The organism is Burkholderia sp. A2 (assembly GCF_001729305.1).
GTDB lineage: Bacteria > Pseudomonadota > Gammaproteobacteria > Burkholderiales > Burkholderiaceae > Burkholderia > Burkholderia sola.
This window is the reverse complement of record NZ_LZXX01000092.1, coordinates 85388-108715: the sequence shown is the minus strand read 5'-3', so window position 1 is coordinate 108715 and position 23328 is coordinate 85388. Positions and strand designations below refer to the sequence as shown.

17 protein-coding genes are annotated in these 23328 nt (G+C 69.2%); 13 read left to right on the top strand and 4 right to left on the bottom strand.

All coding sequences use genetic code 11. The features are described 5' to 3' along the window. Positions 1–106 precede the first annotated feature (106 nt). From A9Z05_RS15925 to A9Z05_RS15900, 6 genes are all read left to right on the top strand, one after another. Entirely contained in the window at positions 107–1036 is a 930-nt protein-coding gene (locus A9Z05_RS15925) for a LysR family transcriptional regulator (RefSeq protein WP_069618934.1), read from the top strand. 137 nt (positions 1037–1173) lie between these two features. Next, entirely contained in the window at positions 1174–3123 is a 1950-nt protein-coding gene (locus A9Z05_RS15920; protein ID WP_069618933.1) for an arylsulfatase, read from the top strand. Positions 3124–3138: 15 nt separating this feature from the next. Beyond that, positions 3139–4188: a formylglycine-generating enzyme family protein gene (locus A9Z05_RS15915; RefSeq protein ID WP_069618932.1), complete on the top strand. Its 1050-nt coding sequence runs from the start codon at positions 3139–3141 to the stop codon at positions 4186–4188. 53 nt (positions 4189–4241) lie between these two features. Further along, positions 4242–4997 (top strand): MetQ/NlpA family lipoprotein, encoded by a 756-nt coding sequence (locus tag A9Z05_RS15910; protein WP_069619067.1) that lies wholly within the window; start codon positions 4242–4244, stop codon positions 4995–4997. After that, positions 4991–5977: a YkgJ family cysteine cluster protein gene (locus tag A9Z05_RS15905; RefSeq protein ID WP_069618931.1), complete on the top strand. Its 987-nt coding sequence runs from the start codon at positions 4991–4993 to the stop codon at positions 5975–5977. The genes A9Z05_RS15910 and A9Z05_RS15905 overlap by 7 nt, the downstream gene beginning before the upstream one ends. Before the next feature lie 64 nt (positions 5978–6041). After that, entirely contained in the window at positions 6042–6368 is a 327-nt protein-coding gene (locus A9Z05_RS15900; RefSeq protein ID WP_069619066.1) for an antibiotic biosynthesis monooxygenase, read from the top strand. A gap of 10 nt (positions 6369–6378) precedes the next feature. Here A9Z05_RS15900 and A9Z05_RS15895 read toward each other — a convergent pair whose 3' ends face one another. Both A9Z05_RS15895 and A9Z05_RS15890 read right to left on the bottom strand, forming a co-directional pair. Next, complete coding sequence (locus A9Z05_RS15895) at positions 6379–7269, bottom strand: hypothetical protein (protein ID WP_069618930.1); 891 nt, start codon at positions 7267–7269, stop codon at positions 6379–6381. 151 nt (positions 7270–7420) lie between these two features. Further along, the gene (locus tag A9Z05_RS15890) at positions 7421–8353 is read right to left on the bottom strand and encodes a LysR family transcriptional regulator (RefSeq protein WP_069618929.1); all 933 of its coding nucleotides are present in this window, start codon (positions 8351–8353) and stop codon (positions 7421–7423) included. 205 nt (positions 8354–8558) lie between these two features. Between A9Z05_RS15890 and A9Z05_RS15885 the strand changes: the two genes are divergently transcribed. The 4 genes from A9Z05_RS15885 (at position 8559) to pdeR (ending at position 17067) form a co-directional block, all read left to right on the top strand. Next, positions 8559–9332 carry a putative hydro-lyase gene (locus A9Z05_RS15885; protein WP_069618928.1) on the top strand — a complete coding sequence of 258 codons (774 nt, stop codon included), beginning with the start codon at positions 8559–8561 and terminating at the stop codon, positions 9330–9332. 84 nt (positions 9333–9416) lie between these two features. Beyond that, positions 9417–10715 (top strand): MFS transporter, encoded by a 1299-nt coding sequence (locus A9Z05_RS15880; protein WP_069618927.1) that lies wholly within the window; start codon positions 9417–9419, stop codon positions 10713–10715. A 133-nt stretch (positions 10716–10848) separates the two neighbouring features. Further along, complete coding sequence (locus A9Z05_RS15875) at positions 10849–14487, top strand: hydantoinase B/oxoprolinase family protein (RefSeq protein ID WP_069618926.1); 3639 nt, start codon at positions 10849–10851, stop codon at positions 14485–14487. A 576-nt stretch (positions 14488–15063) separates the two neighbouring features. Then, positions 15064–17067 carry a cyclic di-GMP phosphodiesterase gene (gene pdeR / locus A9Z05_RS15870; protein ID WP_069618925.1) on the top strand — a complete coding sequence of 668 codons (2004 nt, stop codon included), beginning with the start codon at positions 15064–15066 and terminating at the stop codon, positions 17065–17067. Between the two features lie 50 nt (positions 17068–17117). On the opposite strand, the gene A9Z05_RS15865 is transcribed toward pdeR, so the two are convergent. Then, positions 17118–17981, bottom strand: a complete 864-nt coding sequence (locus A9Z05_RS15865; protein ID WP_069618924.1) for a crotonase/enoyl-CoA hydratase family protein — start codon at positions 17979–17981, stop codon at positions 17118–17120. A gap of 706 nt (positions 17982–18687) precedes the next feature. Here A9Z05_RS15865 and A9Z05_RS15860 point away from each other — a divergent pair. Both A9Z05_RS15860 and A9Z05_RS36935 read left to right on the top strand, forming a co-directional pair. Further along, the gene (locus A9Z05_RS15860; RefSeq protein ID WP_069619065.1) at positions 18688–20604 is read left to right on the top strand and encodes a DUF3857 and transglutaminase domain-containing protein; all 1917 of its coding nucleotides are present in this window, start codon (positions 18688–18690) and stop codon (positions 20602–20604) included. 85 nt (positions 20605–20689) lie between these two features. After that, a complete protein-coding gene (locus A9Z05_RS36935) occupies positions 20690–20857 on the top strand; it encodes a hypothetical protein (protein ID WP_176730213.1) in 168 nt (55 codons plus the stop codon). 118 nt (positions 20858–20975) lie between these two features. Here A9Z05_RS36935 and A9Z05_RS15855 read toward each other — a convergent pair whose 3' ends face one another. Continuing rightward, positions 20976–22025 (bottom strand): AraC family transcriptional regulator, encoded by a 1050-nt coding sequence (locus A9Z05_RS15855; protein WP_069618923.1) that lies wholly within the window; start codon positions 22023–22025, stop codon positions 20976–20978. 69 nt (positions 22026–22094) lie between these two features. On the opposite strand from A9Z05_RS15855, the gene A9Z05_RS15850 reads away from it, so the two are divergent. Next, the gene (locus tag A9Z05_RS15850) at positions 22095–23297 is read left to right on the top strand and encodes an MFS transporter (RefSeq protein WP_069618922.1); all 1203 of its coding nucleotides are present in this window, start codon (positions 22095–22097) and stop codon (positions 23295–23297) included. Positions 23298–23328: the final 31 nt, after the last annotated feature.

Here is a 23328-nt window from a genome sequence, read left to right as displayed (position 1 = left end):
GTCGGGACTATCATAGTGTTGCGCGGGTGGACGCATTGGCGAGAATTCGGCCAACGATTGTCGCCGGCATGGAAACAACCCTGTCATCGCACGGGAGCGGAGCGGCATGGATGAACGGCTGAGGGGCGTCGCCGAATTTGTCGACGTGGTGGAATCGGGCAGCTTCGCGGCGGCGGCGCTGCGCCTCGGCATGACGCGCTCGGCCGTCGCGAAGATCGTCGCGCGGCTCGAACTCCGTCTCGGTGCGCGGCTGTTGCAGCGCACGACGCGCCAGCTCGGCCTGACCGACGAAGGGCTCGTCTATTACGAGCAATGCCGGCGGCTGCTCGCCGAACTGGGCGAGACGGAGGCCGCGCTCGACGCGGGCCGCCGCGAGCCGGCCGGGCGCGTGCGCATCAGCGTGCCCGTGCTGTTCGGACGGCAGTGCGTGGCGCCCGTCATGCGGCGCCTCGTCGAGCGCCATCCGCGGCTCGAAATCGACATGTCGTTCAGCGACCGCGTGGCCGATCTCGTCAACGACGGTTTCGACCTGGCGGTGCGCATTGGCGAGCTGGCCGATACGAGCGCGCTGGTCGGCCGGAAGCTCGGCGTGCAGCGGATGGGCATCTGCGCATCGCCCGCGTATCTCGCGCGTCACGGCCGGCCGTCGGGGCTCGACGAACTCGCGTCGCACGTCGGCATCGCGTATTCGCGCGGCGGACAGCCGACGCCGTGGCGGATCATCGGCGCGGACGGCGCGGTGCACGACCATCGCGCGGCCGGCCGGCTGCGGTTGGACGACCTGCAGGCGATCGCCGATGCGGCTGCGGCCGGCGCGGGTCTTGCGTGGCTGCCGTGCTGGCTGATGGCGCCGTACGAGCGCGACGGCCGCCTTGCGCTCGTGATGGACAGCAACAGCGTGTCGGGCGCCGAGGTGTTCGTGGTGCGGCCGGCGGCGCGTCACGTGCCGTCGAAGGTGCGGGTGGTCGTCGATGCGCTGGTCGACGAGATTCCGCAGATGCTGGCGTCGGACGACGCGAGCGGCGAGCGCCGCTGACACATGTCGGCGCGGCGCGTGGCGGACGACGCGCACCGCAATATTCCCCCACCCCGTTAGCATGTGACGAATCCGACTTTGGGCGCTGCGCGAGCAACGCTAAGATCGCCGCTCCCGTAGATCGAGCGTCAACAAGAATGAAAAAGTCCGCGTCGCCGTTGCATGCTTTTCGTTTCCGTGTCGTTTGCGCCGCGATTGCCGGCGCGGTGTCGCTCGCGTCGTGCGGTGGCGTCGACAGCGCTCCGCCGCCGCAGGCCAGCGCGACGCCCCCGGCCAAGCGCCCGAACATCCTGTACATCATGGCCGACGATCTCGGCTATTCCGACATCCATGCGTTCGGCGGTGAGATCAACACGCCGAACCTCGACGCGCTCGTCGCGTCGGGCCGCATCCTGTCGAACCACCACACGGGCACCGTCTGCGCGATCACGCGCGCGATGCTGGTGTCGGGCACCGATCACCATCTCGTCGGCGAAGGCACGATGGGCGTGCCGACCGACGAGCGGCGCGGGCTGCCCGGCTACGAGGGCTATCTGAACGATCGCGCGCTGTCGTTCGCGCAACTGCTGAAGGACGCCGGCTATCACACGTATATCGCGGGCAAGTGGCACATCGGCTCGGGCATCGTCGGCAGTGCGACGGGCAGCGGGCAGACGCCCGACCAGTGGGGCTTCGAGCGCAGCTACGTGCTGCTCGGCGGCGCGGCGACGAATCACTTCGCGCACGAGCCTGCCGGCTCGTCGAACTACACGGAAGACGGCCGCTATGTGCAGCCGGGCCAGCCCGGGCAACCGGGCGGTACGGGCGGCAGCCCGGCCGTGTTCTATTCGACCGATTTCTATACGCAGAAGCTGATCTCGTACATCGATGCGAACAAGCAGGACGGCAAGCCGTTCTTCGCGTACGCGGCCTACACGTCGCCGCACTGGCCGCTGCAGGTGCCCGATCCGTGGCTGCACAAGTACGCGGGCGTGTACGACGCCGGCTACGACGCGATCCGCAACGCGCGGATCGCACGACAGAAGGCGCTCGGCCTGATTCCCGCCGATTTCAAGCCGTTCGACGGGCTGCCGGAGACGACGGCGGCATCGCCCGCGACCGCGAACAACGGCACCGCGAACGCGAAGTACATCAGCGCGGTGCATTCGGCCGCGGACGGCTACAGCGACTACGGCACCGGCAAGGTCGACAAGCTGTGGTCGAGCCTGTCGCCGGCCGAACGCAAGGCCCAGGCGCGCTACATGGAGATCTATGCGGGGATGGTCGAGAACCTCGACTACAACATCGGACTCCTGATCCAGCATCTGAAGGACATCGGCGAATACGACAATACGTTCATCATGTTCCAGTCGGACAACGGCGCGGAGGGCTGGCCGATCGATTCCGGCGCGGACCCGACCGCAACCGACACCGCGAACGCGCAGGAGCCCACCTATTCGGCGCTCGGCACCGACAACGGCAAGCAGAACGCGCAGCGCCTGCAGTACGGGCTGCGCTGGGCCGAAGTCAGCGCGGCGCCGTTCCGGCTCACGAAGGGCTATTCGGGCGAAGGCGGCGTGTCGACGCCGACGATCGTGCACCTGCCGGGCCAGTCGCAACCGTTGCCGACGCTGCGCGCATTCACGCACGTGACCGACAACACGGCGACGTTCCTCGCGGTCGCGGGCGTCACGCCGCCGTCGCAACCGGCGCCGCCGCTCGTGAACACGCTGACGGGCGTCGACCAGAACAAGGGCAAGGTCATTTACAACAACCGCTACGTGTATCCGGTGACGGGCCAGTCGCTGCTGCCGGTGCTCACCGGTTCGACGACGGGCGAAGTGCATACGACGCCGTTCGGCGACGAAGCATACGGCCGCGCGTATCTGCGCAGCGCCGACGGTCGCTGGAAGGCATTGTGGACCGAGCCGCCGCTCGGCCCGCTCGACGGTCACTGGCAGCTTTACGATCTCGCGGCGGACCGTGGCGAGACGACCGACGTGTCGGCGCAGAACCCGTCGGTGATCGGCACGCTGGTCGATCAGTGGAAGACCTACATGAGCAATGTCGGTGGCGTCGAGCCGCTGCGTCCGCGCGGCTACTACTGATCGCGAGGCGACACGATGCGGTTGCGTTTCTGGACGATCGGCGCGGCGCTGGCCGCCACGCTGTTCGCTGCCGCGTTCGCGGTGGGCTATGCGAATCCGGCGGCGCCGGCAGGCGGCGCGTTCGACGCGCTGAATCGCGGCCGCGCGCTCGCGCCGCTCGGCTCGGAGCGGGAGTGCAAGCGCTATTCGGGGCTGCCGGCGAAGTGGCGCGACGATCCGAAGGCGGGAATGGTGCACTTGCGCGGCGGCGCGTTCGTGTTCGGCAGCACGCGCGGTTATGCGGACGAGCGTCCGGCCGGCGACGGCAAGACGCGTGTCGGCGGCTTCTGGATCGACCAGACCGACGTGACGATCGCGCAGTTCGCGGCCTTCGTGCAGGCCACCGGTTACGTGACCGAGGCCGAGCAACAGGGCGGCGCGGCGGTGTTCCATGCGCCCACGCGCGACGAGATGAATACGCGGGACCTCGCATGGTGGTCGTGGGTGAAGGGCGCGTCGTGGCGGCATCCGCGCGGGCCCGGCAGCGACGTGGACGGGCTCGGCAACCTGCCGGTGACGCTCGTCACGCAGCGCGATGCGCTCGCGTATGCGCACTGGCTCGGCCGCGACCTGCCGACCGAGGCCGAATGGGAATACGCGGGCAAGGCCGGCCGCGACGACGCCTCGCTCGATGCGGCGCCGCGCGATGCGCAGGGCAAGCCGGCCGCGAACTACTGGCAGGGCGCGTTTCCGGTGCTCGACTCGGCCGAGGACGGTCACGCGGGGCTGGCGCCCGTCGGCTGCTATGCGGCGAACGGCTTTCGTCTTTACGACATGATCGGCAACGCGTGGGAATGGACGAAGGATGCGTACACGGGCCCGCATCAGTCGCATACGAACGGCGACACGGCGGCCGTTGCACCGCCGACGCACCGGCACGATACGCCGATGGTCATCAAGGGCGGCTCGTTCCTGTGTTCGCGCGATTACTGCGTGCGCTATCGCGCATCGTCGCGCGAACAACAGGAAGCGGATCTCGGCGCATCGCATATCGGGTTTCGCACGATCTTGAGGGATGCGTCGTGACGACGGATATCGGGCGATTCGTTTCGGCGTGGCTGCTGGCTGCCTGCGTGCTGATGCCTCAGGGATCGACGATGGCTGCCGAAGCGTCGGCGCCGGCCGTGCGCGTCGGCGTCACGCGCGGCGTGCATGCGCAGATCCTCGACGAAGTGAAGCGGGTGGCCGCCGCGCGCGGGCTCGGTGTCGACGTCGTCGAATTCGACGATGCGTCGCGCATCGACACGGCGCTGGCCGACGGGCGGATCGACGCGGCCAGCTTCGAGGATGCGCAGCGCCTGAGCGCCACGCGCGCGGCGAAAGGTTATGCGCTCACCGCCGTCGCGCCGACCGTCACGCTGCCGATGGCGTTCTATTCGCGCAAGCTGAAGAACCTGAATGAACTGCAACCCGGCGCGACGGTCGCGCTGCCCGCCGATCCACGCGGGATGGCGCGTGCGCTCGTGCTGCTGCAGAACGACACGCTGGTGACGCTGCGCGAAAAAGCCGGGCTGCATGCGACGCTGCGCGACGTGACGAGCAACCGGCTCGCGCTGAAACTCGTCGCGCTGCGCGGCGACCGCCTTTACGCGGCGCTCGATACGGCCGCGTTCGTCGCGATCGACAGCGACGACGCGGCCCGCGCCGGGCTGCAGCCCGCGCGCGACAGCATCAGCCTCGAGGACGCCCGCTCGCCGTATGCGAACGTGCTCACGGTGCGCGACGCCGATCGCGCGAAGCCGTGGGTCGCGCAGCTCGTCGCCGCGTATCACTCGGACGACGTCGCGCGCTTCATTCTCACGCGCTACCAGGATTCGGTGCGGCGGCCGTGGTAGACACCTACCTGCTCGCGTGCAACGCGTGCGGCCGCTGCTGCAACAGCGCGCCGGCGCTGTCGTTGCGCGAGCTGTTCCGGCATCGGCACCGCTTCGTCGGCGCGTTGACGATTCGTCGCGTACCGAAGCGGCGGATCGGCGAACGCTGGCAGGCGGGCGGGGGCGAGCACACGCTCGATGCGGACGACGTCGCGGCCGCCGATGCGCTGGCGGACCGGCTGCTCCATCGCGGCGGCGGCGCGTATCCCGAATGGCTCGCACTGACGCTGCAAGGCTACGACTATCCGTCGCTGGGGCGTTGCGCGGCACTCGCCGACGACGGCCGCTGCGGCGTGCACGCGAACAAGCCGTCGATCTGCCGCGCGGTGCCGCTCGATCCGATGCTGCCCGACCGGTTGCAGGGCCATGTGCTTGCGGCACGGCGCGACGATGCGGCCTGGCTGGGCGCGAACTGCATCGTCGAGGCCGGAAGTGTGCAGCCCGCGAACGAATCGTCGTTCCCGATTCCGCTGGTGACGGCCGGACAGGTCGCGGATCGTGCGGCGCTCGACGCGCATCGCGATGCGCTCGTGTTCGAGCGCGCGGTGTGGCGCGACGCCGTGTTCGCGTCGCTGACCGACGGCGGGCAGGGCGTGCGCCATGCGCTGTCGCGGCTGGCGCCCGGCGGCTACCTGACCGTGTCGATCGTGCCGGTGCTGCTCGTCGTCGCTCAGGTATCCGCGCATTGCCGCGCGCTGTGCATCGACTTCATCGACGCGCAGTTGGCCTTGATCGGCGCGAACGTCGAAGCGGCGCTCGCGCGCCGACGGCCCGACGACCGGCCGGCGACGCACGAATTGCGCGGCTTCGCGCAGGCGCTGGAACGGGCGCGACAAGCGCTCGCGGCCATGCCGTCGCCCACCGCCGCCACGCGTGACGATGCGCCGCGCATCGACGCGTGGCTCGACGATCGCGTCGGCGCCGCTTCGCTCGCCGCGTGACGATCGCGGCACGCCGCGCGTGCCTTACACTTGGCGCTCTTTCAATCGTGGCAGAGTGAGCGGCATGTACGCGTCGACCTTCATTTTTCGTGCCGGGCAGTACGACGACGAATTCCACCGGCTCGACCGGCAGATCGCCGACATGGCGCGCGCGACGCCCGGCTATCTCGGCGAGGAAACGTGGGAGAACGCGGAAGCCGGCTTGGTCCAGAACGTCTACTACTGGGAATCCGAGGCGGCGCTGCGGCAGTTGATGCAGCATCCCGCGCATCTCGAGGCCAAGGCGAAGCAGGCGCGCTGGCTGGACGGGTATCGCGTCGTGATTTCGCAGGTGCTGCGCGAGTATGGCGACGGTAAGCTGACGCCGCCGCATGCGGGGTCATCCGCGTAACGGTCGCCGGTCAGGCGGTCGCGCCGGTTTCTCCCGGCGTGGCCGGTTCGCGCGCCGCACGCTCCCAGATCGGGAACGTCGCGTTCTGGATCGACGTCTGCGCGTCGATGACCTTGCGGTGGTCGATGCCGGGCAGGTCGAGCAGCCGGTCGACCGCCGCCTTCGCACCTTCGGCATCCTGCGGAAAGGCACACGCGAACTGCTTGTTCGTATCGAACAGGACCCACCAGACATCCGACACGAACGGCCCCTGGTCGTTGGTTTCGATCAGGATCGCGCCGAGGTCGGACAGCGTGATGCCGCGTGTCGTCCCGGTCTGATCGGTCGACTCGATGCGCGTATCGGTTGCCGTCACGGTCCAGCCGCTCTGCCGGGCAGGCGGACGCGTCGATGCCGGCGCGGCATTCGCCCGGGCCGGGCCGCCGGTGCCGGTGACGGCGCCGTTCGGTACGACCCCGTCCACGGCGCCGGCGGCACGGCTCGGTGTCACGCCCACCTGCCGCTCGCGCCCGTCGATCCAAGGTAACGCGGCGGCGCCCACCATCGCCGCGATCCACAGGTAGTACCCGGCGCCGAACGTGCGGATCGTTTCGTAGTTCGCGTCGGTCGGAATCGTATGCCAGCCGAGCGCAAAGACCACGACCACGGCCAGCAGCGCCGACACGGTACGGCTCGGCCTTAGCAGCGCGACGACGAGCAGCGGATTGCCGAGCCAGGCGAATTGCAGGTCGAGGATCGCGAGTTCGCCAAGCGCGAGCACCGTGTAGCCGCGCCACCAGCTTACCGCGCCGACCGCATTCGGCGGTTCGGCCGCGACGGGCAGCAGCAGCGACGCGACATACAGCGCGACGATCACGACGCGCGCGAGGTTCAGGCGGGACGAAGCGGAGCGAATCTGCATGTTGCCTTCTCGTGGTGCACGATCATGCGAAGCGACGAATGCCGGCCGGCCCGTCATTCACGATGCGCGGCGCCGATATGGCGACGCGCCGAACGCGATTGTGGGCGATTCGCGCGGCGATGTCGAACGTGTGTCGCTCGCCGCTGAAAAGTCAAAGCGCTTCGACCAGCAACCGCGTGCTTTTTTCGCAATATTCATGACACGCCGCCCGCGCGGCGATCGACGCACCGTGCACGAACCGCGGCGCGTCCGCCCGTCGCGACATCGACACGACGATCGACGGCGGCGACGGCTGCAGCGGCAACTCGACGACTTCGCCGCTCTCGATCAGCGCATCGACGAACAGCACCGGAATCGCGGCGACGCCGAAGCCGTCGCGCACCAGTTGCACGATCACCGAGATCGATGGCGACCCGGTGATGCGCGTCTCCGATAGCGGCACGCCGTGTGCGTGCGCGAGCGTGCGGACGATGTCTTCCAGCGCGCGATGGGGCGCGGTGCCGCGCCCGTAGGTGAGGATCGGCTGGCGCAGTACCTGCCGTGCGAGGCCGGTGCGCGTGTTCGGCAGCAGCCCGGCGCGCGCGATCCAGCGCACCGGGTAGTTCGCGAGCGCGTCGCACACGACCGACGCCTCGTCGCTGCCCTCGACCCGGATGATCAGATCGAGCTCGCCGGCCATCAGCCGGCGCTGCAGCACGACGCTGACGTCGACGGTCAGGTCGATTTCCAGTTGCGGATAGTCGGCCGCGAGCCGCCGCATATAGTGCGGCAGCCAGCTGTGCACGACCGTCTCGATCACGCCGAGCCGCAGCTTGCCGCGCAGCGCGCGCTCGCCGGACGCGGCGGCCTGCAGTTCCTGCGTCGCCTCGACGACGGCTTTCGCATAGCCGAGCAGGTATTCGCCGTTCGGCGTGAGCCGGAACGCGCGGCTGTCGCGATCGACGAGGATAGTGTGCAGTTCGTCCTCGAGCGCCTTCACGCGCTGCGAGATCGCGGCCGGCGTCGCGTGCAGCGCAGCCGCCGTTGTGCGGAAGTTGCGCAGCTTCGCGAGCGTGACGAAGGTTTCGAGAAAACGCGTGTTCATGGCGGTCGGGCGAGCAATGGATGCGCAGCTTGCCGGCGACGAAAAGTGAACGGGACCGGGGAAAACCCGCAGAGTCGTTAAGAAATTCTATACAACGGGCGCAAAAAAACTCGTTGGCGACAAAATTTTTTCCTTTCTATTCTTCGCCATATCCGATGACCCACCACCGTCATCGCCCCGCCATCCCGATCTGCGACCGACCATCATGACGCCTTCCGAATTTCGCCAGTCCGTGCGCCGCGGCGCGTTCCGCGGCCCGACCGCCGGCCATTGCGGCCCGTTTGCCCAGGCGAACCTCGCGATTCTGCCCGACGCGTACGCGCACGATTTCCTGCGCTTCTGCCAGGCGAACCCGAAGGCCTGCCCGCTGCTGGGCGTCGGCGAACCGGGCGCGTTCCGGATCGCCGCGCTCGGCGAGGATCTCGACATCCGCACCGACGTGCCGAGCTACAACGTATATAGGGACGGCCTCCTGACCGAGCGCGTCGAATCGCTCGAAGCGCTGTGGCGCGACGATTTCGTCGTATTTGCGATCGGCTGCTCGTTCTCGTTCGAGGACATGCTTGCCCGCGAAGGGATCGGGTTGCGCCACGTCGAGGAGGGGCGCAACGTGCCGATGTACCGCACGTCGATCGCGAACCGCCGCGCGGGGATTTTCGGCGGCCAGCTGGTCGTGTCGATGCGGCCCCTGCGCGGCGCCGACGCGATCCGCGCGGTGCAGATCACGAGTCGGTTCCCGGGCGTGCACGGCGCGCCGATCCATATCGGCCATCCGCGGGAACTCGGCATCGAGGATCTGGACGCGCCCGAATTCGGCGACGCGGTGACGATCCGCGACGGCGAGCTGCCGGTGTTCTGGGCGTGCGGCGTGACGCCGCAAACCGCGCTGATGGACGCGAAGCTGCCGATCGCGATCGCGCATACGCCCGGCCACATGCTGATGACTGACATCACGAACGCATCGCTGGCCGTGTTCTGACCGGCCGAGCGCCGCGCACGCGGCGCACCTGCGACACACCGCACCACACGCCATTTGACGACGCATCACGACAGGAGCACCACCATGGAAAGCAAGACCCTCGCGGCGCCCGCCGCCGAGCCCGCGAGCCGCGAGCGCAGCGGCCTGTTCTCGTGGTACGCGGATGCGCAGCCGCGCGAACGCCGCGCATTCTGGAGCTGCAAGGTCGGCTACATGCTCGACGGGATGGACACGCAGATGCTGTCGTTCGTGATCCCGACGCTCGTCGCGACCTGGGGCATCACGCTTGCCGACGCGGGATTCATCGGCACGATCACGCTGCTCGCGTCGGCGCTCGGGGGCTGGATCGCCGGCATCCTGTCCGACCGCATCGGCCGCGTGCGCACGCTGCAGCTCACGGTGCTGTGGTTCGCGGTGTTCACCGCGCTGTGCGGGCTCGCGCAGAACTACCATCAGCTCGTCGCGGCGCGTGCGCTGATGGGCTTCGGCTTCGGCGGCGAATGGACGGCCGGCGCGGTGCTGATCGGCGAAGTGATCCGCGCGCGCGATCGCGGCAGGGCGGTCGGCCTCGTGCAGTCGGGCTGGGCGATCGGCTGGGGGCTGTGCGCGCTCCTGTATGCGCTGCTGTTCTCGGTGCTGCCGGCCGAGCAGGCGTGGCGCGCGCTGTTCCTCGTCGGGCTCGCGCCCGCGTTGCTGGTCGTCGCGATCCGCCGCTACGTGAAGGAGCCGGACGTCTACGAGAAGGAGAAGGCCGCGCAGGCGAAAGTGGCCGATGCGCCGCGCCTCACCGAGATCTTCGCGCCGAAGCTGATCACGACGACGCTGCGCGCGGCGTTGCTGACGACCGGCGCGCAGGGCGGCTACTACGCGATCACGACGTGGCTGCCGACCTTCCTGAAGACCGAACGGCACCTGACGGTGATGGGCACTGGCGGCTATCTCGCGATGATCATCTTCGGCTCGTGGGTCGGCTACCTGACGAGCGCGTACCTGACCGACCGCCTCGGCCGCAAGCCGAACTTCATCCTGTTCGCGGTCGGCTCGATGGTGATCGCGTTCGCGTACACGTCGCTGAACCTGACCAACGCATCGATGCTGTGGCTCGGCTTCCCGCTCGGCTTCTTCGCATCGGGCATCTTCTCGGGGATGGGCGCGTTCCTCACCGAGTTGTTCCCGACCCGCGTGCGCGGCTCCGGCCAGGGCTTCTGCTACAACGTGGGCCGCGCGATCGGTGCGCTGTTCCCGTTCCTGATCGGCGCGCTGTCCAAGCAGTACGGGCTCGGTACGAGCATCGGCATCTTCGCGGTCGCCGCGTACGGCGTGGTGATCGTCGCCGCGCTGACGCTGCCCGAGACCCGCGGACGCGAACTCGACGCCGCCTGACCGACGGCAGCGGCGGGGCGGCCCGCCCCGCCCCGCGTTTTTCCTCCCCTTTCCTCGACACCGTGACACGGCGCGCGACGCGCGCCGTGCGGCGGCGCTCGTCCCTCGAATCAACGACGCATCGACCGACATCATGACTGACCGACACCTTTCTTCCGTTCCCTCCGACACCGCGCGCTGGCAATTCTGGATCGACCGCGGCGGCACGTTCACCGACATCGTCGCGCGGCGGCCCGACGGCACGCTCGTCACGCACAAGCTGCTGTCGGAGAACCCCGAGCAGTACCGCGACGCGGCCGTGGCCGGCATCCGCCACCTGCTCGGCCTCGCGGCGGACGAGCCGATCACGCCCGCGCACGTCGACATGGTGAAGATGGGCACGACGGTCGCGACCAACGCGCTGCTCGAACGCAAGGGCGAACGCACCGCACTGGCCACGACGCGCGGGTTTCGCGACGTGCTGCGCATCGCATACCAGAACCGGCCGCGCCTGTTCGATCTCGACATCGTGCTGCCTGACGCGCTGTACGAGACGGTCGTCGAGATCGACGAGCGCGTTGGCGCGCACGGCGACGTGGTCGTGCCGCTCGACGTTCAGGGCGCCGAAGCGTCGTTGCGCCGCGTGTTCGACAGCGGCGTGCGTGCGCTCGCGATCGTGCTGATCCACGGCTATCGCCATACCGCGCACGAACGCATGCTGGCGGCGCTCGCGCGCCGCATCGGCTTCACGCAGGTGTCGGTGTCGCACGAGGTGTCGCCGTTGATGAAGATGGTGTCGCGCGGCGATACGACCGTGGTCGACGCATACCTGTCGCCGATCCTGCGCCGCTACGTCGAGCAGGTCGCACACGAGATGCCGGGCGTGAACCTGCAGTTCATGCAGAGCAGCGGCGGCCTCACGCGCGCCGACGCGTTCCAGGGAAAGGACGCGATCCTGTCGGGCCCGGCCGGCGGCATCGTCGGGATGGTGCGCGCGGCGCGCGCGGCCGGCTTCGGCCAGGTGATCGGCTTCGACATGGGCGGCACGTCGACCGACGTATCGCACTACAACGGCGAATTCGAGCGCGCGTTCGAGACGCAGGTGGCCGGCGTGCGGATGCGCGCGCCGATGATGAGCATCCATACCGTCGCGGCCGGCGGCGGCTCGGTGCTCGGTTTCGACGGTGCGCGGCTGCGCGTGGGGCCCGAATCGGCCGGCGCGAACCCGGGGCCGGCCGCGTACCGGCGCGGCGGCCCGCTGACGGTGACCGACTGCAACGTGATGCTCGGCAAGATCCAGCCCGATCATTTCCCGCGCGTGTTCGGCCCGCATGCGGACCAGCCGCTCGACCGCGACGGCGTGGTCGCGAAGTTCGCGGCGCTTGCCGACGAGATCCACGCGGCGACCGGCCGGCGCGAGACGCCCGAGGCGCTCGCCGAAGGGTTCCTGGAGATCGCGATCGGCAGCATGGCGAACGCGATCAAGAAGATCTCCGTGCAGCGCGGCCACGACGTGTCGCGCTACGTGCTGACGACGTTCGGCGGCGCGGGCGGCCAGCACGCGTGCGGCGTGGCCGATGCGCTCGGGATGACACAGGTGTTCGCGCATCCGCTCGCGGGCGTGCTGTCCGCGTACGGGATGGGCCTCGCCGACCAGACCGCGATGCGCGAGCGCGCGGTCGAGGCCGTGCTGACCGATGCGTCGCTGCCGGCGCTGAACGCGGCGCTCGACCGGCTGGCCGACGAGGCCATCGGCGCGCTGCTCGAACAGGGCGTGCCGCCGGAGCGGATCGCGACCGAGCGACGCGTGCACCTGCGCTACCAGGGCACCGATTCCGCGCTCGACGTGCCGGCCGGCTCGGTCGCGGCGATGCAGCAGGCGTTCGAAACTGCGTACCGGCAGCGCTACGCGTTCCTGATGCCCGGTACGCCCCTCGTGGCCGAGCTCGCATCGGTCGAGGCGATCGGCCGCTCGGATGCGCCGGTCGACATCGCGCCGCTCGCGCCGCGCGAGGCGGGCGCGGCGCCGCAAGCGCGCACGGCCGTGCGCTTTTATTCCGGCGGCCGGTGGCACGACGCGGTGCTGGTCGTGCGCGACACGCTGCGCGCCGGCGATACGATCGACGGCCCGGCGATCGTCGCGGAGAAGAACGGCACGACCGTCGTCGAGCCCGGCTGGCGCGCCGGGATGACCGCCCAGGGCAATCTCGTGCTGACGCGCACGACGCCGCTGCCGACGCGCCGCTCGCTCGGCACCGACGCCGATCCGGTGCGGCTCGAGATCTTCAACAACCTGTTCATGTCGGTCGCCGAGCAGATGGGGCTGCGGCTGCAGAACACCGCGTATTCGGTGAACATCAAGGAGCGGCTCGACTTCTCGTGCGCGATCTTCGACGGCGACGGCAACCTGATCGCGAACGCGCCGCACATGCCCGTGCATCTCGGCTCGATGGGCGAGAGCATCCGCACGGTGATCGAGCGCAACCGCGGCCGCATGCGCGACGGCGACGTGTTCATGCTGAACGATCCGTACCACGGCGGCACGCATCTGCCGGACGTGACGGTCATCACGCCGGTGTTCGCGGACGGCTCGGACGCGCCGCTGTTCTATGTCGGCTCGCGCGGCCACCATGCGGACATCGGCGGCACGACGCCGGGCTCGATGCCGCCCGATTCGACCCATATCGACGAGGAAGGCGTGCTGATCGACAACTGGCAGCTCGTGTCGGCCGGCGTGCTGCGCGATGCCGAGACGCGCGCGCTGCTGGCATCCGGCCGCTATCCGGCGCGCAACGTCGAGCAGAACATGGCCGACCTGCGCGCGCAGGTCGCCGCGAACCAGAAGGGCGTCGACGAGCTGCGCCGGATGGTCGCGCAGTTCGGCCGCGACGTCGTGCTCGCGTTCATGACGCACGTGCAGGACAACGCCGAGGAAGCCGTGCGGCGCGTGATCGGTGCGCTGCAGGATGGCGCGTACCGCTACCCGCTCGACAACGGCGCGGAGATTCGCGTCGCGATCCGCGTCGATCGTGCCGCCCGCCGCGCGGAGATCGATTTCACCGGCACGTCCGCGCAGCTCGACAACAACTTCAACGCCCCGAAGGCCGTCTGCATGGCCGCCGTGCTGTACGTGTTCCGCACGCTCGTCGGCGACGACATCCCGCTGAACGCCGGCTGCCTGAAGCCGCTGACCGTGATCGTGCCGGCTCGCTCGATGCTGAACCCCGACTACCCGGCGGCTGTCGTGTCGGGCAACGTCGAGACGTCGTCGGCGATCACCAACGCGCTGTACGGCGCGCTCGGCTGCATCGCGTCGAGCCAGGGAACGATGAACAACTTCACATTCGGTAACGATCAATACCAGTACTACGAGACGATCGCGGGCGGCAGCGGCGCGGGCGACGGCTTCGCGGGCGTCGCCGCGGTGCAGACGCACATGACGAACTCGCGGCTCACCGATCCCGAGGTGCTCGAATGGCGCTACCCGGTGCGGCTCGATTCGCACCGGATCCGCGCGGGCTCGGGCGGCGGCGGGCGCTGGCGCGGCGGCGACGGCGCGGTGCGGCGGATCCGCTTCCTCGAGCCGATGACCGCGTCGATCCTGTCGAACAACCGGGTCCACGCGCCGTTCGGCGCGGCGGGCGGCGAAGCCGGCGCGCTCGGCCGCAACACGATCGAGCGGGCGGACGGCACGGTCGAGGCGCTCGACCACATCGGGCGCGCGCAGATGGCGCCCGGCGACGTGTTCGTCGTCGAAACGCCGGGCGGCGGCGGCTACGGCGCGGCAGGCTGACCCGCGCACCCGGCGCGGATGCGCCGCGCCGGGTGCGACGGGGGCGGGCGGAGAATATTGCAACGAACTGTGGAATAAAACCGCGTATTCGCGCACGAATGGAATCAAAAAACACGGGAAACTGCGAATTACGGCGTCCGATTCGACCCTGCCGCCACGGGCTCCCGAAAGATCAGGCCCCATATCGACGGACCGGCCTCGAACGCCCGCCCGGCGGGGCGCTGGGGCCCGGCACGCCGCCCCCAATGCGCACCGCGCCACGCGCGCACGCGCAAGCGGCCAATCATGAAAAGTCCGGCTTGCCAATCGAGTCCCGATTCCTTGACACTCTTCTCTAAATGTGAGTGCCATTCTTCATTGTCATTTGATAAGATGGCTCTCATCATTCGTAAGGCAGAACCTGCGCGCATCACGCGCGAACGCCGGTCGCATCAGCTGCAAACAAGTACGGGACGAGGCCGCTGTCACGGCAATCACGGCTGCCCTGCCGGGCACGTGCGCTGCGCGGCCCGGGAAGGCGGTGGGCTTACTCGCCTCCGTCTACACTGTGCGTTTTTTTTGGATCGGGGCGTGTCCATGGATGACGAAAACGATAGCGCGGTGCTCGAGGCGCACGTCGGTACGCGCAGCCCCTGCTGGCGTCTCGGCAGCGACAGCAATGCGCTCGAACTGGCCGCGGTCCGCGGCCTGACCAACGTCGCGGTCGCGCTGACGGTCGAACAGGCCGCGCGCATCCGCGCGCTGACCGGCGTCACGTCGCACCTCGTGCTCGACATCGTGCTGTTCGGCAGCACGGTCAGCCTCCATCTCGTCGGCAAGAAGGTCAATACGGTCGACTGGGCCGGCACGGCGTCCGCCTATTCCGATACCGAGTCCGTTGCCGGCGACCTGTCGCACGGGCTCGCGTTCGCCGAGCAGGTCGTGTCGGAAGTGAATTCCCTCGTCGTGATCCTCGACCGCAACGGGATGGTGCAGCGCTTCAACCGCCTGTGCGAGGAAGTGACCGGCAAGCGCGAGGTCGACGTGATCGGCCGCAGCGCGTTCGAGCTGTTCATGAGCCCGGAGCAGGGCGCGCAGTCGCGCACCAACATCACGGGCTTCTTCGCAAGCAACAAGTCGTTCGCGGTCGAGCGCTACATCAACACGGTCAACGGGCCGCGCCTGTTCCAGTTTCGCAACAAGTTCGTGCAGAGCGGCAGCGGCGTCGAAGAGCAGTTCCTGATCTGCTCGGGCATCGACATCACCGAGGAGCGCAACGCGCAGCAGCGGCTCACCGAGCTCGCGAACACCGACGTGCTCACCGGGTTGCCGAACCGCCATGCGATCAGCGAGCGCATCCACGCGGCGATCGCGCAGGACGACGCCAATACGCGCGGCCAGGTCGGCATCCTGTTCCTCGATCTCGACAACTTCAAGCGCGTCAACGATCACTACGGGCACATCACCGGCGATCGCCTGCTGCAGGACGTGTCGGCGATCATCAACGGCTGCCTGCCGTCCGGCGCGACGCTCGCGCGGCTCGGCGGCGACGAATTCCTCGTGCTGTTCGAACACGGCACGCGCCCGCTGCTCGAAGCGACCGCGCAGATCATCCTCGAACGGCTGCGCACGCCGATCCATCTCGGGCTGATGGAGGTCTACACGAGCTGCTCGATCGGCATCGCGATGTACCCGCAGCACGGCGATTCGCTCGAGACGCTGATCCGCTGCGCAGACACCGCGATGTACGTCGCGAAGGAGGAAGGCAAGCATACGTACCGCGTGTTCTCGCTCGAGATGAACCAGAAGGTCGCGAAGTACATGTGGCTCGACACGAACTTGCGCAAGGCGCTCGAGGAAGAGCAGTTCGTGCTGTACTACCAGCCGGTCGTCGATATCGCGACGGGCGACGTGCACGGCGTCGAGGCGCTGATCCGCTGGCAGTCGCCCGATCGCGGGCTCGTCGCGCCGATCGAGTTCATTCGTTTCGCGGAAGAGTCGGGGCTGATCGCGCCGCTCGGGCGCTGGGTGATGCGCACCGCGGCCGCACAGGCCGCCGCGTGGAAGGCGAAGGGGCTCGGCATCCGGATCGCGGTGAACGTGTCCGCGCGGCAGTTGCAGGACATGAACATCGTCCATCAGTTCGCGTCGATTCTCGACGGCGCGGGGCTGAAGCCCGGCCTGCTCGACATCGAGTTGACCGAGAGCTGCTTCATCGAGGACGAGGAGGCGGCTATCGGGTTGATGCGGCAGTTCCGCCAGCTCGGCGCGGAGATCCATCTCGACGATTTCGGCACCGGCTATTCGTCGCTGTCGCAGTTGTCGCGCCTGCCGCTCGACGCGATCAAGCTCGATCGCACCTTCATCACGGCCATCGACCGCAACCCGCGCTCGCAGGCGCTGGTGCACTCGGTCGTGTCGCTCGCGAAGGCGCTGAATTTCGCGGTGGTCGCCGAAGGCGTCGAAACGCATGCGGAAGCCGAATTCCTCAAGCAGCTCGACGTCGATCACGCGCAGGGCTACTACTACGCGCGGCCGATGCCGGCGCAGGCGTTCGAGGCGTGGCTCGCGGAGACGAGAAAGCTCAGGCTGATCGCCTGAGCGTCGTTCCGGAAAAAGGCGCCGCCGGCCGTCGGCGGCGCCCGTCGCATTTACACCGTGCGCAGCTTCGACACGCGCCGGTTCTGCAGCATCACCAGGCGTTCCATGTACGCGAGGTCCTTCGGCTCGATCGTGAACGCCGCATGCACCCACGCTTCCGTGATGTCCATCAGCTCCGAGCGCGACAGCTGGAACACGCGTTCGCGGGCGCGCAGCATCGCACGGATGCCGTTCAGCTTCGGCTTCGCCACGTCGATGAAGGTGCGCGTCGCCAGATACGCGTCACCCGCGTCGAACGTCTCGTCGATCAGCCCCTGGTCTTCGTACCACTCGGCCGCATGCGCTTCGCCGGTCGCGATCAGCGATTCCGCGAGGCCGCGGTTCGCCTTGCGCGCGACCAGCGAATAGCCGCCCATGCCCGGGAACAGGTTGAACGCGATCTCGGGGAACCCGAGCTTCACGCCCTTCTGCGCGAGCACGTAGTGATGCGCGAGCGCGGCCTCGAAGCCGCCGCCGAGCGCGCTGCCCTCGACCATCGCGATCGAGATCGCGCCGGTGCCGAAGCCGGTGTAGATCTCGTACACGCCGTCGATGCACGAGCGCGCGTAGGCCATCAGTTGATCGCGCCGGCCGCTGCGGATCGCGTCGACGAAGAAGCTCAGGTCGCCGCCGACGTTGAACAGCTCGGGGACGAGCGAGCCCGTCACCCAGAAGTCGAACGTGAGGCCCGAGTCGCGTGCGACGCGCGCGAGATGAATGATGTCGGTGACGAGCTGCTGGTTGAAACACGGCCGCGGCTCCGATCGCAGCATCATCCACATGACATTACGGCCTTCTTCGTAAAAGGCGGTCAGTTGCGAGAGTTCGCCGGCTTCGTAAAACGGGCGGCATGCCGGATGAGATTGGAGTTGCATGGTATGTCCTCGTGAGATGTGGTTTTTAAAGCGCGCCGCGCCAGGCGCCATGCGGGAATCGGGGTGCCTGCATGGCGCCTGGCGCGAGGCATCGCCATTGTTGCGCGCGCACAAATGTCGAATTGCGGGGAAAAACGCACGACCGGGACACCGTGCGAGATCGCGTTCGGGCGAAGCGGTGGGGGACGACGGACGGCCGAACGACGGGCCGAGGTCGGCGGGACAGGAGGGGCTGGTGCGGAGCGGGCGCGGGGGGATGACGCGGCCGGCATCGCCGGTCGCTTACGCGCCGAAAATGGCGTCGGGGCGCAGTTCGGCTGTTGTGGGTCGGGCGACCGACGTGGGGGCGCCTCGTCTCGCCGTTAGTGTCAGGGATCGCGCAGCGCGCATGGCTGCGCGGTGCCGATCGGTTCCGGATGCCGCCGCATCGAGATGCCGCGCCGTCGGCAGGATGCCGAACCCGATCACGCCCAGCCACGCGAGCGCAATCACGCGGTCAACCGATCTCGAAAGCGTCGTCGATCGGCACGATGTCTCCGTCCGATGGCGCGGCTTGACGCTCGCCGGCACGTCGCCCACACTGGGCCGCACGACGGCCACGCGCGCGGGTGGCGCGGGCGGCCGTCATGTGCGCATCATGCAGGCACGGCTGCCGCACCGGCGCGCGGCGCTGGCGTCCGGCAACGAACGCGCGGAGAACTTCGACGTGGTGCGTTTTCCTTCCCGATGGACCGGCTGCCTGTGCGCGTGCGTCGTGGCGCTCGGCGCGGGTACGGCCGTGGCCGATACGCGCGACATGCGCGACATGGGTGACTCACGCGCTGCGGCCGACGCAGCGCCCGTCACGCTCGTCAGCGACGTCCATGTATTCGTGATCCAGCACGACGGCTCGCTCGACGAAGACGACGATTCGACCCTGCGCGCGAACGATGCGAACGGCATCGACGCGATCGCGCAGCGCTACGTGTGGTTCGACAAGAACCTGGAGAAGGTCGACCTGGTCGCGGCCGAGACGATCGATCGCGACGGCGTCGCGCATCCGGTCGGTCCGGACGGCATTCGCGACGTCCAGGAGCCGCGCTCGGCCGGCGCGCCGACGTTCCAGGACGGGCTGCTGCGCACGGTCGTGTTTCCGGGCGTCGAGGCCGGGTCGAGCACGCGCATCGCGTTCCGCAAGTCGCGCACGAAGCCGGTCAACGCCGGTTACTTCGGCTACTACGTCGAACCGTCGCGCGAACCGGTGGAGAACCAGCGGCTGATCTTCGACCTGCCGGCCGACATGCCGCTGCACGCGGACGCGCGCGGCTACGTCGCGCTGCCGCCGGTGACGGCGAACGGCCGCACGCGCTACGAATTCGACTACCGGCACGGCCCATACGACCGGATCGAGAACGGCTCAGTCGGCTATCCGACCTACGGCGACCGGCTCGTGGTGTCCACGCTGCCCGACTATGCGGCGTTCGCCGCGCGCTACCGCAATGCGGCCGTCGACCCCGGCGCGAACGATCCGGCCGTCGTGCAGCTCGCACGCGCGCTTACCGCCGACGCCGCCGGTCCGCGCGACAAGGCGCGCATCCTCTACGCCTGGGTGCAGGCGAACGTGCGCTACGTCGCGCTCTTTCTCGGCGAGACGGCCGCCGCGCCGCACCGCGTGACGGACATCCTGCGCAACCGCTACGGCGACTGCAAGGACCACGTCGCGCTGTTCGGCGCGTTGCTCGCGGCGGTCGGCATCCGCAGCGAACCGGTGCTGATCAATCTCGGCTCCGTGTACACGCTGCCGTCGGTGCCCGGTTACGGCGGCGGCGCGATCAATCACGCGATCACGTGGCTGCCCGATCTCGGCGTCTACGCGGACACCACGACGGCCGGCATCGCGTTCGGCTACCTGCCGCCGATCGTGATGGACCGGCCGGCGCTGCTCGTCGACACCGGCGTGCTGTCGCGCACGCCCGCCACGCAGTCGAAGCGTCGCACCGCGCGCGTGGCGATCGATGCCGTGCAACCGGGCGCCGCGCGGTTTCACGCGCTCGTCGAGGACGACGGCTGGACCGCCGAGCTCGAACGCACGCTGTTTCGCCGTGCGGCGCCCGACCGCATCCGGCAGCTCGCGAACGAACGCCTGCGGCAAAGCGGGCTGCGCGGTCGCGCGCAGATCGCGACGAGCGATCGTCGCGCGACGGACGGGCCATTCGACGTGACGTATGCGGGCACGCTCGATCACTTCGTGTGGCCGGACGGCACGACCGCCGTGCCGGCGCTGTCGAGCCTCACGGGCGGCATCGCGACGCAGGTCGAGGGCTGGCTGGCCGAACCCGTGCGCACGCAGCCGTGGACGTGCGTCGGCGGCACGTTCGACGAGACCGGTCAGATCGCGCTGCCGGCCGACGTCGCGGTGACCGACCTGCCGGTGGATACGGCCGTGCACGACCGCTTCGTCGACTTCACGTCGCATTACGTATTCGACGCGGCCGCGCGGGTCGTGCAGGTCGAGAGGAGGATGAAGGCCGAATTCGGCCGACAGGTCTGCACGCCCGACGAGTTCACGGCGCTGCGCGCGTCGCTCGAACGCATCGAACGCGACACGCAGGCGCAGATCGTCGTGCGGGCAAGGCAACGTTGAAAGTCGGGTGCGATGCACGCGGTGCACGCCGCGCCCGGCGCGATCGCACGAGAGGCCGAAGCCGGCCGACGTGCAGGAGAGGACCATGACGGAACGGGAACACGAGATCGCCGACCTGTCGAAGGAATTGCTGGGCCGGATCGTGCAAGGCGCGATGACGAACGGCGCGCCGGTGGATGCGCAGCAGTGCGCGGCGCTCGCCGTGGAGTGCGCGACGGCGCTGGTGGACAAGCTCGACGCGCCCGGCGGCTGAGCGCAATCGTCTCGGGCGACGCCGGATCGAGCGATGCCGGATCGAGCGATGCCGGCGTGACTCGGCGCGCGTTCGCTTTGCCCTGTGCCGCCCCGCGCCGCGCGCGAAGCGTGACACGTCACACGCCGGCGTGCGTGTCGCCTTTGGCGCGCATCGCGCCCGGCGGCCGCCCGACCACGCGCTTGAACGCGCGGCTGAACGCCGCGAGCGACCCGTAGCCGAGCCGGTACGCCACGGCTTCGATCGTCTCGCCCTCGCGCGCGATCCACTGCGCGGCGAGCCGCATCCGCAACTCGGTCAGGTAGCGCACGGGCGTCATCCCGGTCGCCGCGAGGAAGCGCTCGGCGAACACCGAGCGCGACACGCCCGCTTCGGTCGCGAGTTCCGCGACGCTCCAGTTGCGCCCCGGGTCGCGATGCAGCGCGACGATCGCGCGGCCGAGCTTCGGCTCGCGCAGCGCCTGCACCCAGCCGGTCGCGTCGCCGCATCCGCATTCGACCCAGCCGCGCACGATGAACGCGGCGACCACGTCCGCGAGCCGCGCGAGGATGCCCGCGAAGCCCGCGCGCGCCGTGCACGCTTCGCGCTCCATCGCGTCGAGCATCGGGCGGATCTCCGGGTAGCGCGCGAGCAGCGTGCCCACGTGCATGAACGCGGGCATCGTGCCGACCAGCGGCTGCATGCCGCCGAGATCGAGCTCCATGCACGCGCTGAAGATCAGCGCATCGCCGGCGCCCGGCTCCGTCGTCGCGCAGGTCGCGGGCGACACGCCGGCCGATGCCACCGACGCGACCGTATCGCAGATCTTCGCGATCTCGAAGCCGTTGATCTCGCGGCACGGCACGTCCGGATCGGATACCAGCGCGTGCATGCCGCCGTGCGGCAACAGGATCGCGTCGCCGGCCTCGAGCCGCATCGTCTCGCCCGACGCGTCGCGCAGCAGCACGGGCCCGCGCACCACGAAATGAAACTGCGCGCGGCCCGGCGCATGACCGAAATTCAGCCCGAACGGCCGCGCAACCTGGATCCGGCGGTACTGGACGCCGCTCAGGCGCATCCCCAGCAGCAGCTCGCTGACGAGGTCGTGCGCGTCGGGGATCGGGGGAAGCAGCGGCTCGGACATAGCGAGATTCGGACGAACGATCAATAACGACGGATTGTATGTCATAGACCGTCCTGCCGCTGTTCCTTACGATAGCCCCTCATCAGTATTTTCCCTAACCGACACGGAACCCGCATGAATCCCGGAATCTCCTCGGCCGCCTCGACGGCGGCCCCCCGCGAACCGGCCTGGGGCGCGGTATTCGCGATGGCGCTCGGCGTGTTCGGACTCGTCACGGCCGAATTCCTGCCGGCGAGCCTGCTGACGCCGATGGCCGACAGCCTCGGCGTGACCGAAGGCGTGGCCGGGCAAGCCGTCACGGCGACGGCCACGGTCGCGCTCGTCACGAGCCTGCTGATCTCGGCGCTCACGCGCACGATCGACCGGCGGCGCGTGCTGCTCGTGTTCTCGGTGCTGCTCGTCGCGTCGAATCTCGCCGTCGCGTTCGCGCCGAACCTGGGCATGCTGCTGTTCGGCCGCGTCGTGCTCGGCATCGCGCTCGGCGGTTTCTGGACGATGGCGACCGCCACCGCGATGCGGCTCGTGCCGACGGCGATGGTGCCGCGCGCGCTGTCGATCATCTTCAGCGGCGTGGCGGTCGCGACGATCGCGTCCGCGCCGATGGGCAGCTACTTCGGCCATCTGATCGGCTGGCGCAACGTGTTCCTGATCGCGGCCGCGCTCGGCGGCATCGCGTTCGTGTCGCAGGCCCTCACGCTGCCGTCGATGCCGCCGAGCGGCACGACGCGGCTGCGCACGCTGGTCGACGTGCTGCGCCGGCCGACCGTCGGCCTCGGGATGTTCGCGACGATCCTCGTGTTCACCGGACATTTCGCGTTCTTCACGTATCTGCGGCCGTTCCTCGAACAAGTGGCGGGCGTCGGCGTGAACGGACTGTCCGCGATCCTGCTCGGCTACGGCATCGCGAACTTCGTCGGCACGTCGCTCGCGGGCCGCGTGCTCGAACACCGGCTGCGGCCGATGTTGATCGGCATGCCCGCGTTGATGGTCGTGCTCGGCATCGCGCTCGTCGTGCTCGGCCGCGCGCCGATGATCGACGCGGTGCTGGTCGCGTTGTGGGGCATGGCGTTCGGCGGCGTGCCGGTCGCATGGTCGACGTGGGTCACGCGCACCGTGCCCGACGAGGCCGAGAGCGCGGGCGGGTTGATCGTCGCGGCGATCCAGCTTGCGATCGCGACGGGCGCGGCCGTCGGCGGCGTCGTGTTCGACGCGAACGGCGCGGCGGGCGTGTTCGTCGGCGCGGCGATCGTGCTGGCGGTGGCGGTCGCGACGATCGTGACCGGCGTGCCGAAGCGGGTCGGCGTGGTCGCGTCCTGACCGGCCTGGCGGCCTGGCGGCGCGTGTCGCA

Excerpts from the sequence above, each read along its gene's own strand:
- A9Z05_RS15850 (WP_069618922.1), top strand. The coding sequence starts at position 22,095 with ATGAATCCCGGAATCTCCTCGGCCGCCTCGACGGCGGCCCCCCGCGAA.
- A9Z05_RS15885 (WP_069618928.1), top strand. The coding sequence starts at position 8,559 with ATGACGCCTTCCGAATTTCGCCAGTCCGTGCGCCGCGGCGCGTTCCGC.
- A9Z05_RS15895 (WP_069618930.1), bottom strand. The coding sequence starts at position 7,269 with ATGCAGATTCGCTCCGCTTCGTCCCGCCTGAACCTCGCGCGCGTCGTG.
- A9Z05_RS15925 (WP_069618934.1), top strand. The coding sequence starts at position 107 with ATGGATGAACGGCTGAGGGGCGTCGCCGAATTTGTCGACGTGGTGGAA.
- A9Z05_RS15900 (WP_069619066.1), top strand. The coding sequence starts at position 6,042 with ATGTACGCGTCGACCTTCATTTTTCGTGCCGGGCAGTACGACGACGAA.
- A9Z05_RS15910 (WP_069619067.1), top strand. The coding sequence starts at position 4,242 with ATGCCTCAGGGATCGACGATGGCTGCCGAAGCGTCGGCGCCGGCCGTG.
- A9Z05_RS15865 (WP_069618924.1), bottom strand. The coding sequence starts at position 17,981 with ATGCAACTCCAATCTCATCCGGCATGCCGCCCGTTTTACGAAGCCGGC.
- A9Z05_RS15880 (WP_069618927.1), top strand. The coding sequence starts at position 9,417 with ATGGAAAGCAAGACCCTCGCGGCGCCCGCCGCCGAGCCCGCGAGCCGC.
- A9Z05_RS15855 (WP_069618923.1), bottom strand. The coding sequence starts at position 22,025 with ATGACATACAATCCGTCGTTATTGATCGTTCGTCCGAATCTCGCTATG.
- A9Z05_RS15915 (WP_069618932.1), top strand. The coding sequence starts at position 3,139 with ATGCGGTTGCGTTTCTGGACGATCGGCGCGGCGCTGGCCGCCACGCTG.
- pdeR (WP_069618925.1), top strand. The coding sequence starts at position 15,064 with ATGGATGACGAAAACGATAGCGCGGTGCTCGAGGCGCACGTCGGTACG.
- A9Z05_RS36935 (WP_176730213.1), top strand. The coding sequence starts at position 20,690 with ATGACGGAACGGGAACACGAGATCGCCGACCTGTCGAAGGAATTGCTG.
- A9Z05_RS15875 (WP_069618926.1), top strand. The coding sequence starts at position 10,849 with ATGACTGACCGACACCTTTCTTCCGTTCCCTCCGACACCGCGCGCTGG.
- A9Z05_RS15890 (WP_069618929.1), bottom strand. The coding sequence starts at position 8,353 with ATGAACACGCGTTTTCTCGAAACCTTCGTCACGCTCGCGAAGCTGCGC.
- A9Z05_RS15920 (WP_069618933.1), top strand. The coding sequence starts at position 1,174 with ATGAAAAAGTCCGCGTCGCCGTTGCATGCTTTTCGTTTCCGTGTCGTT.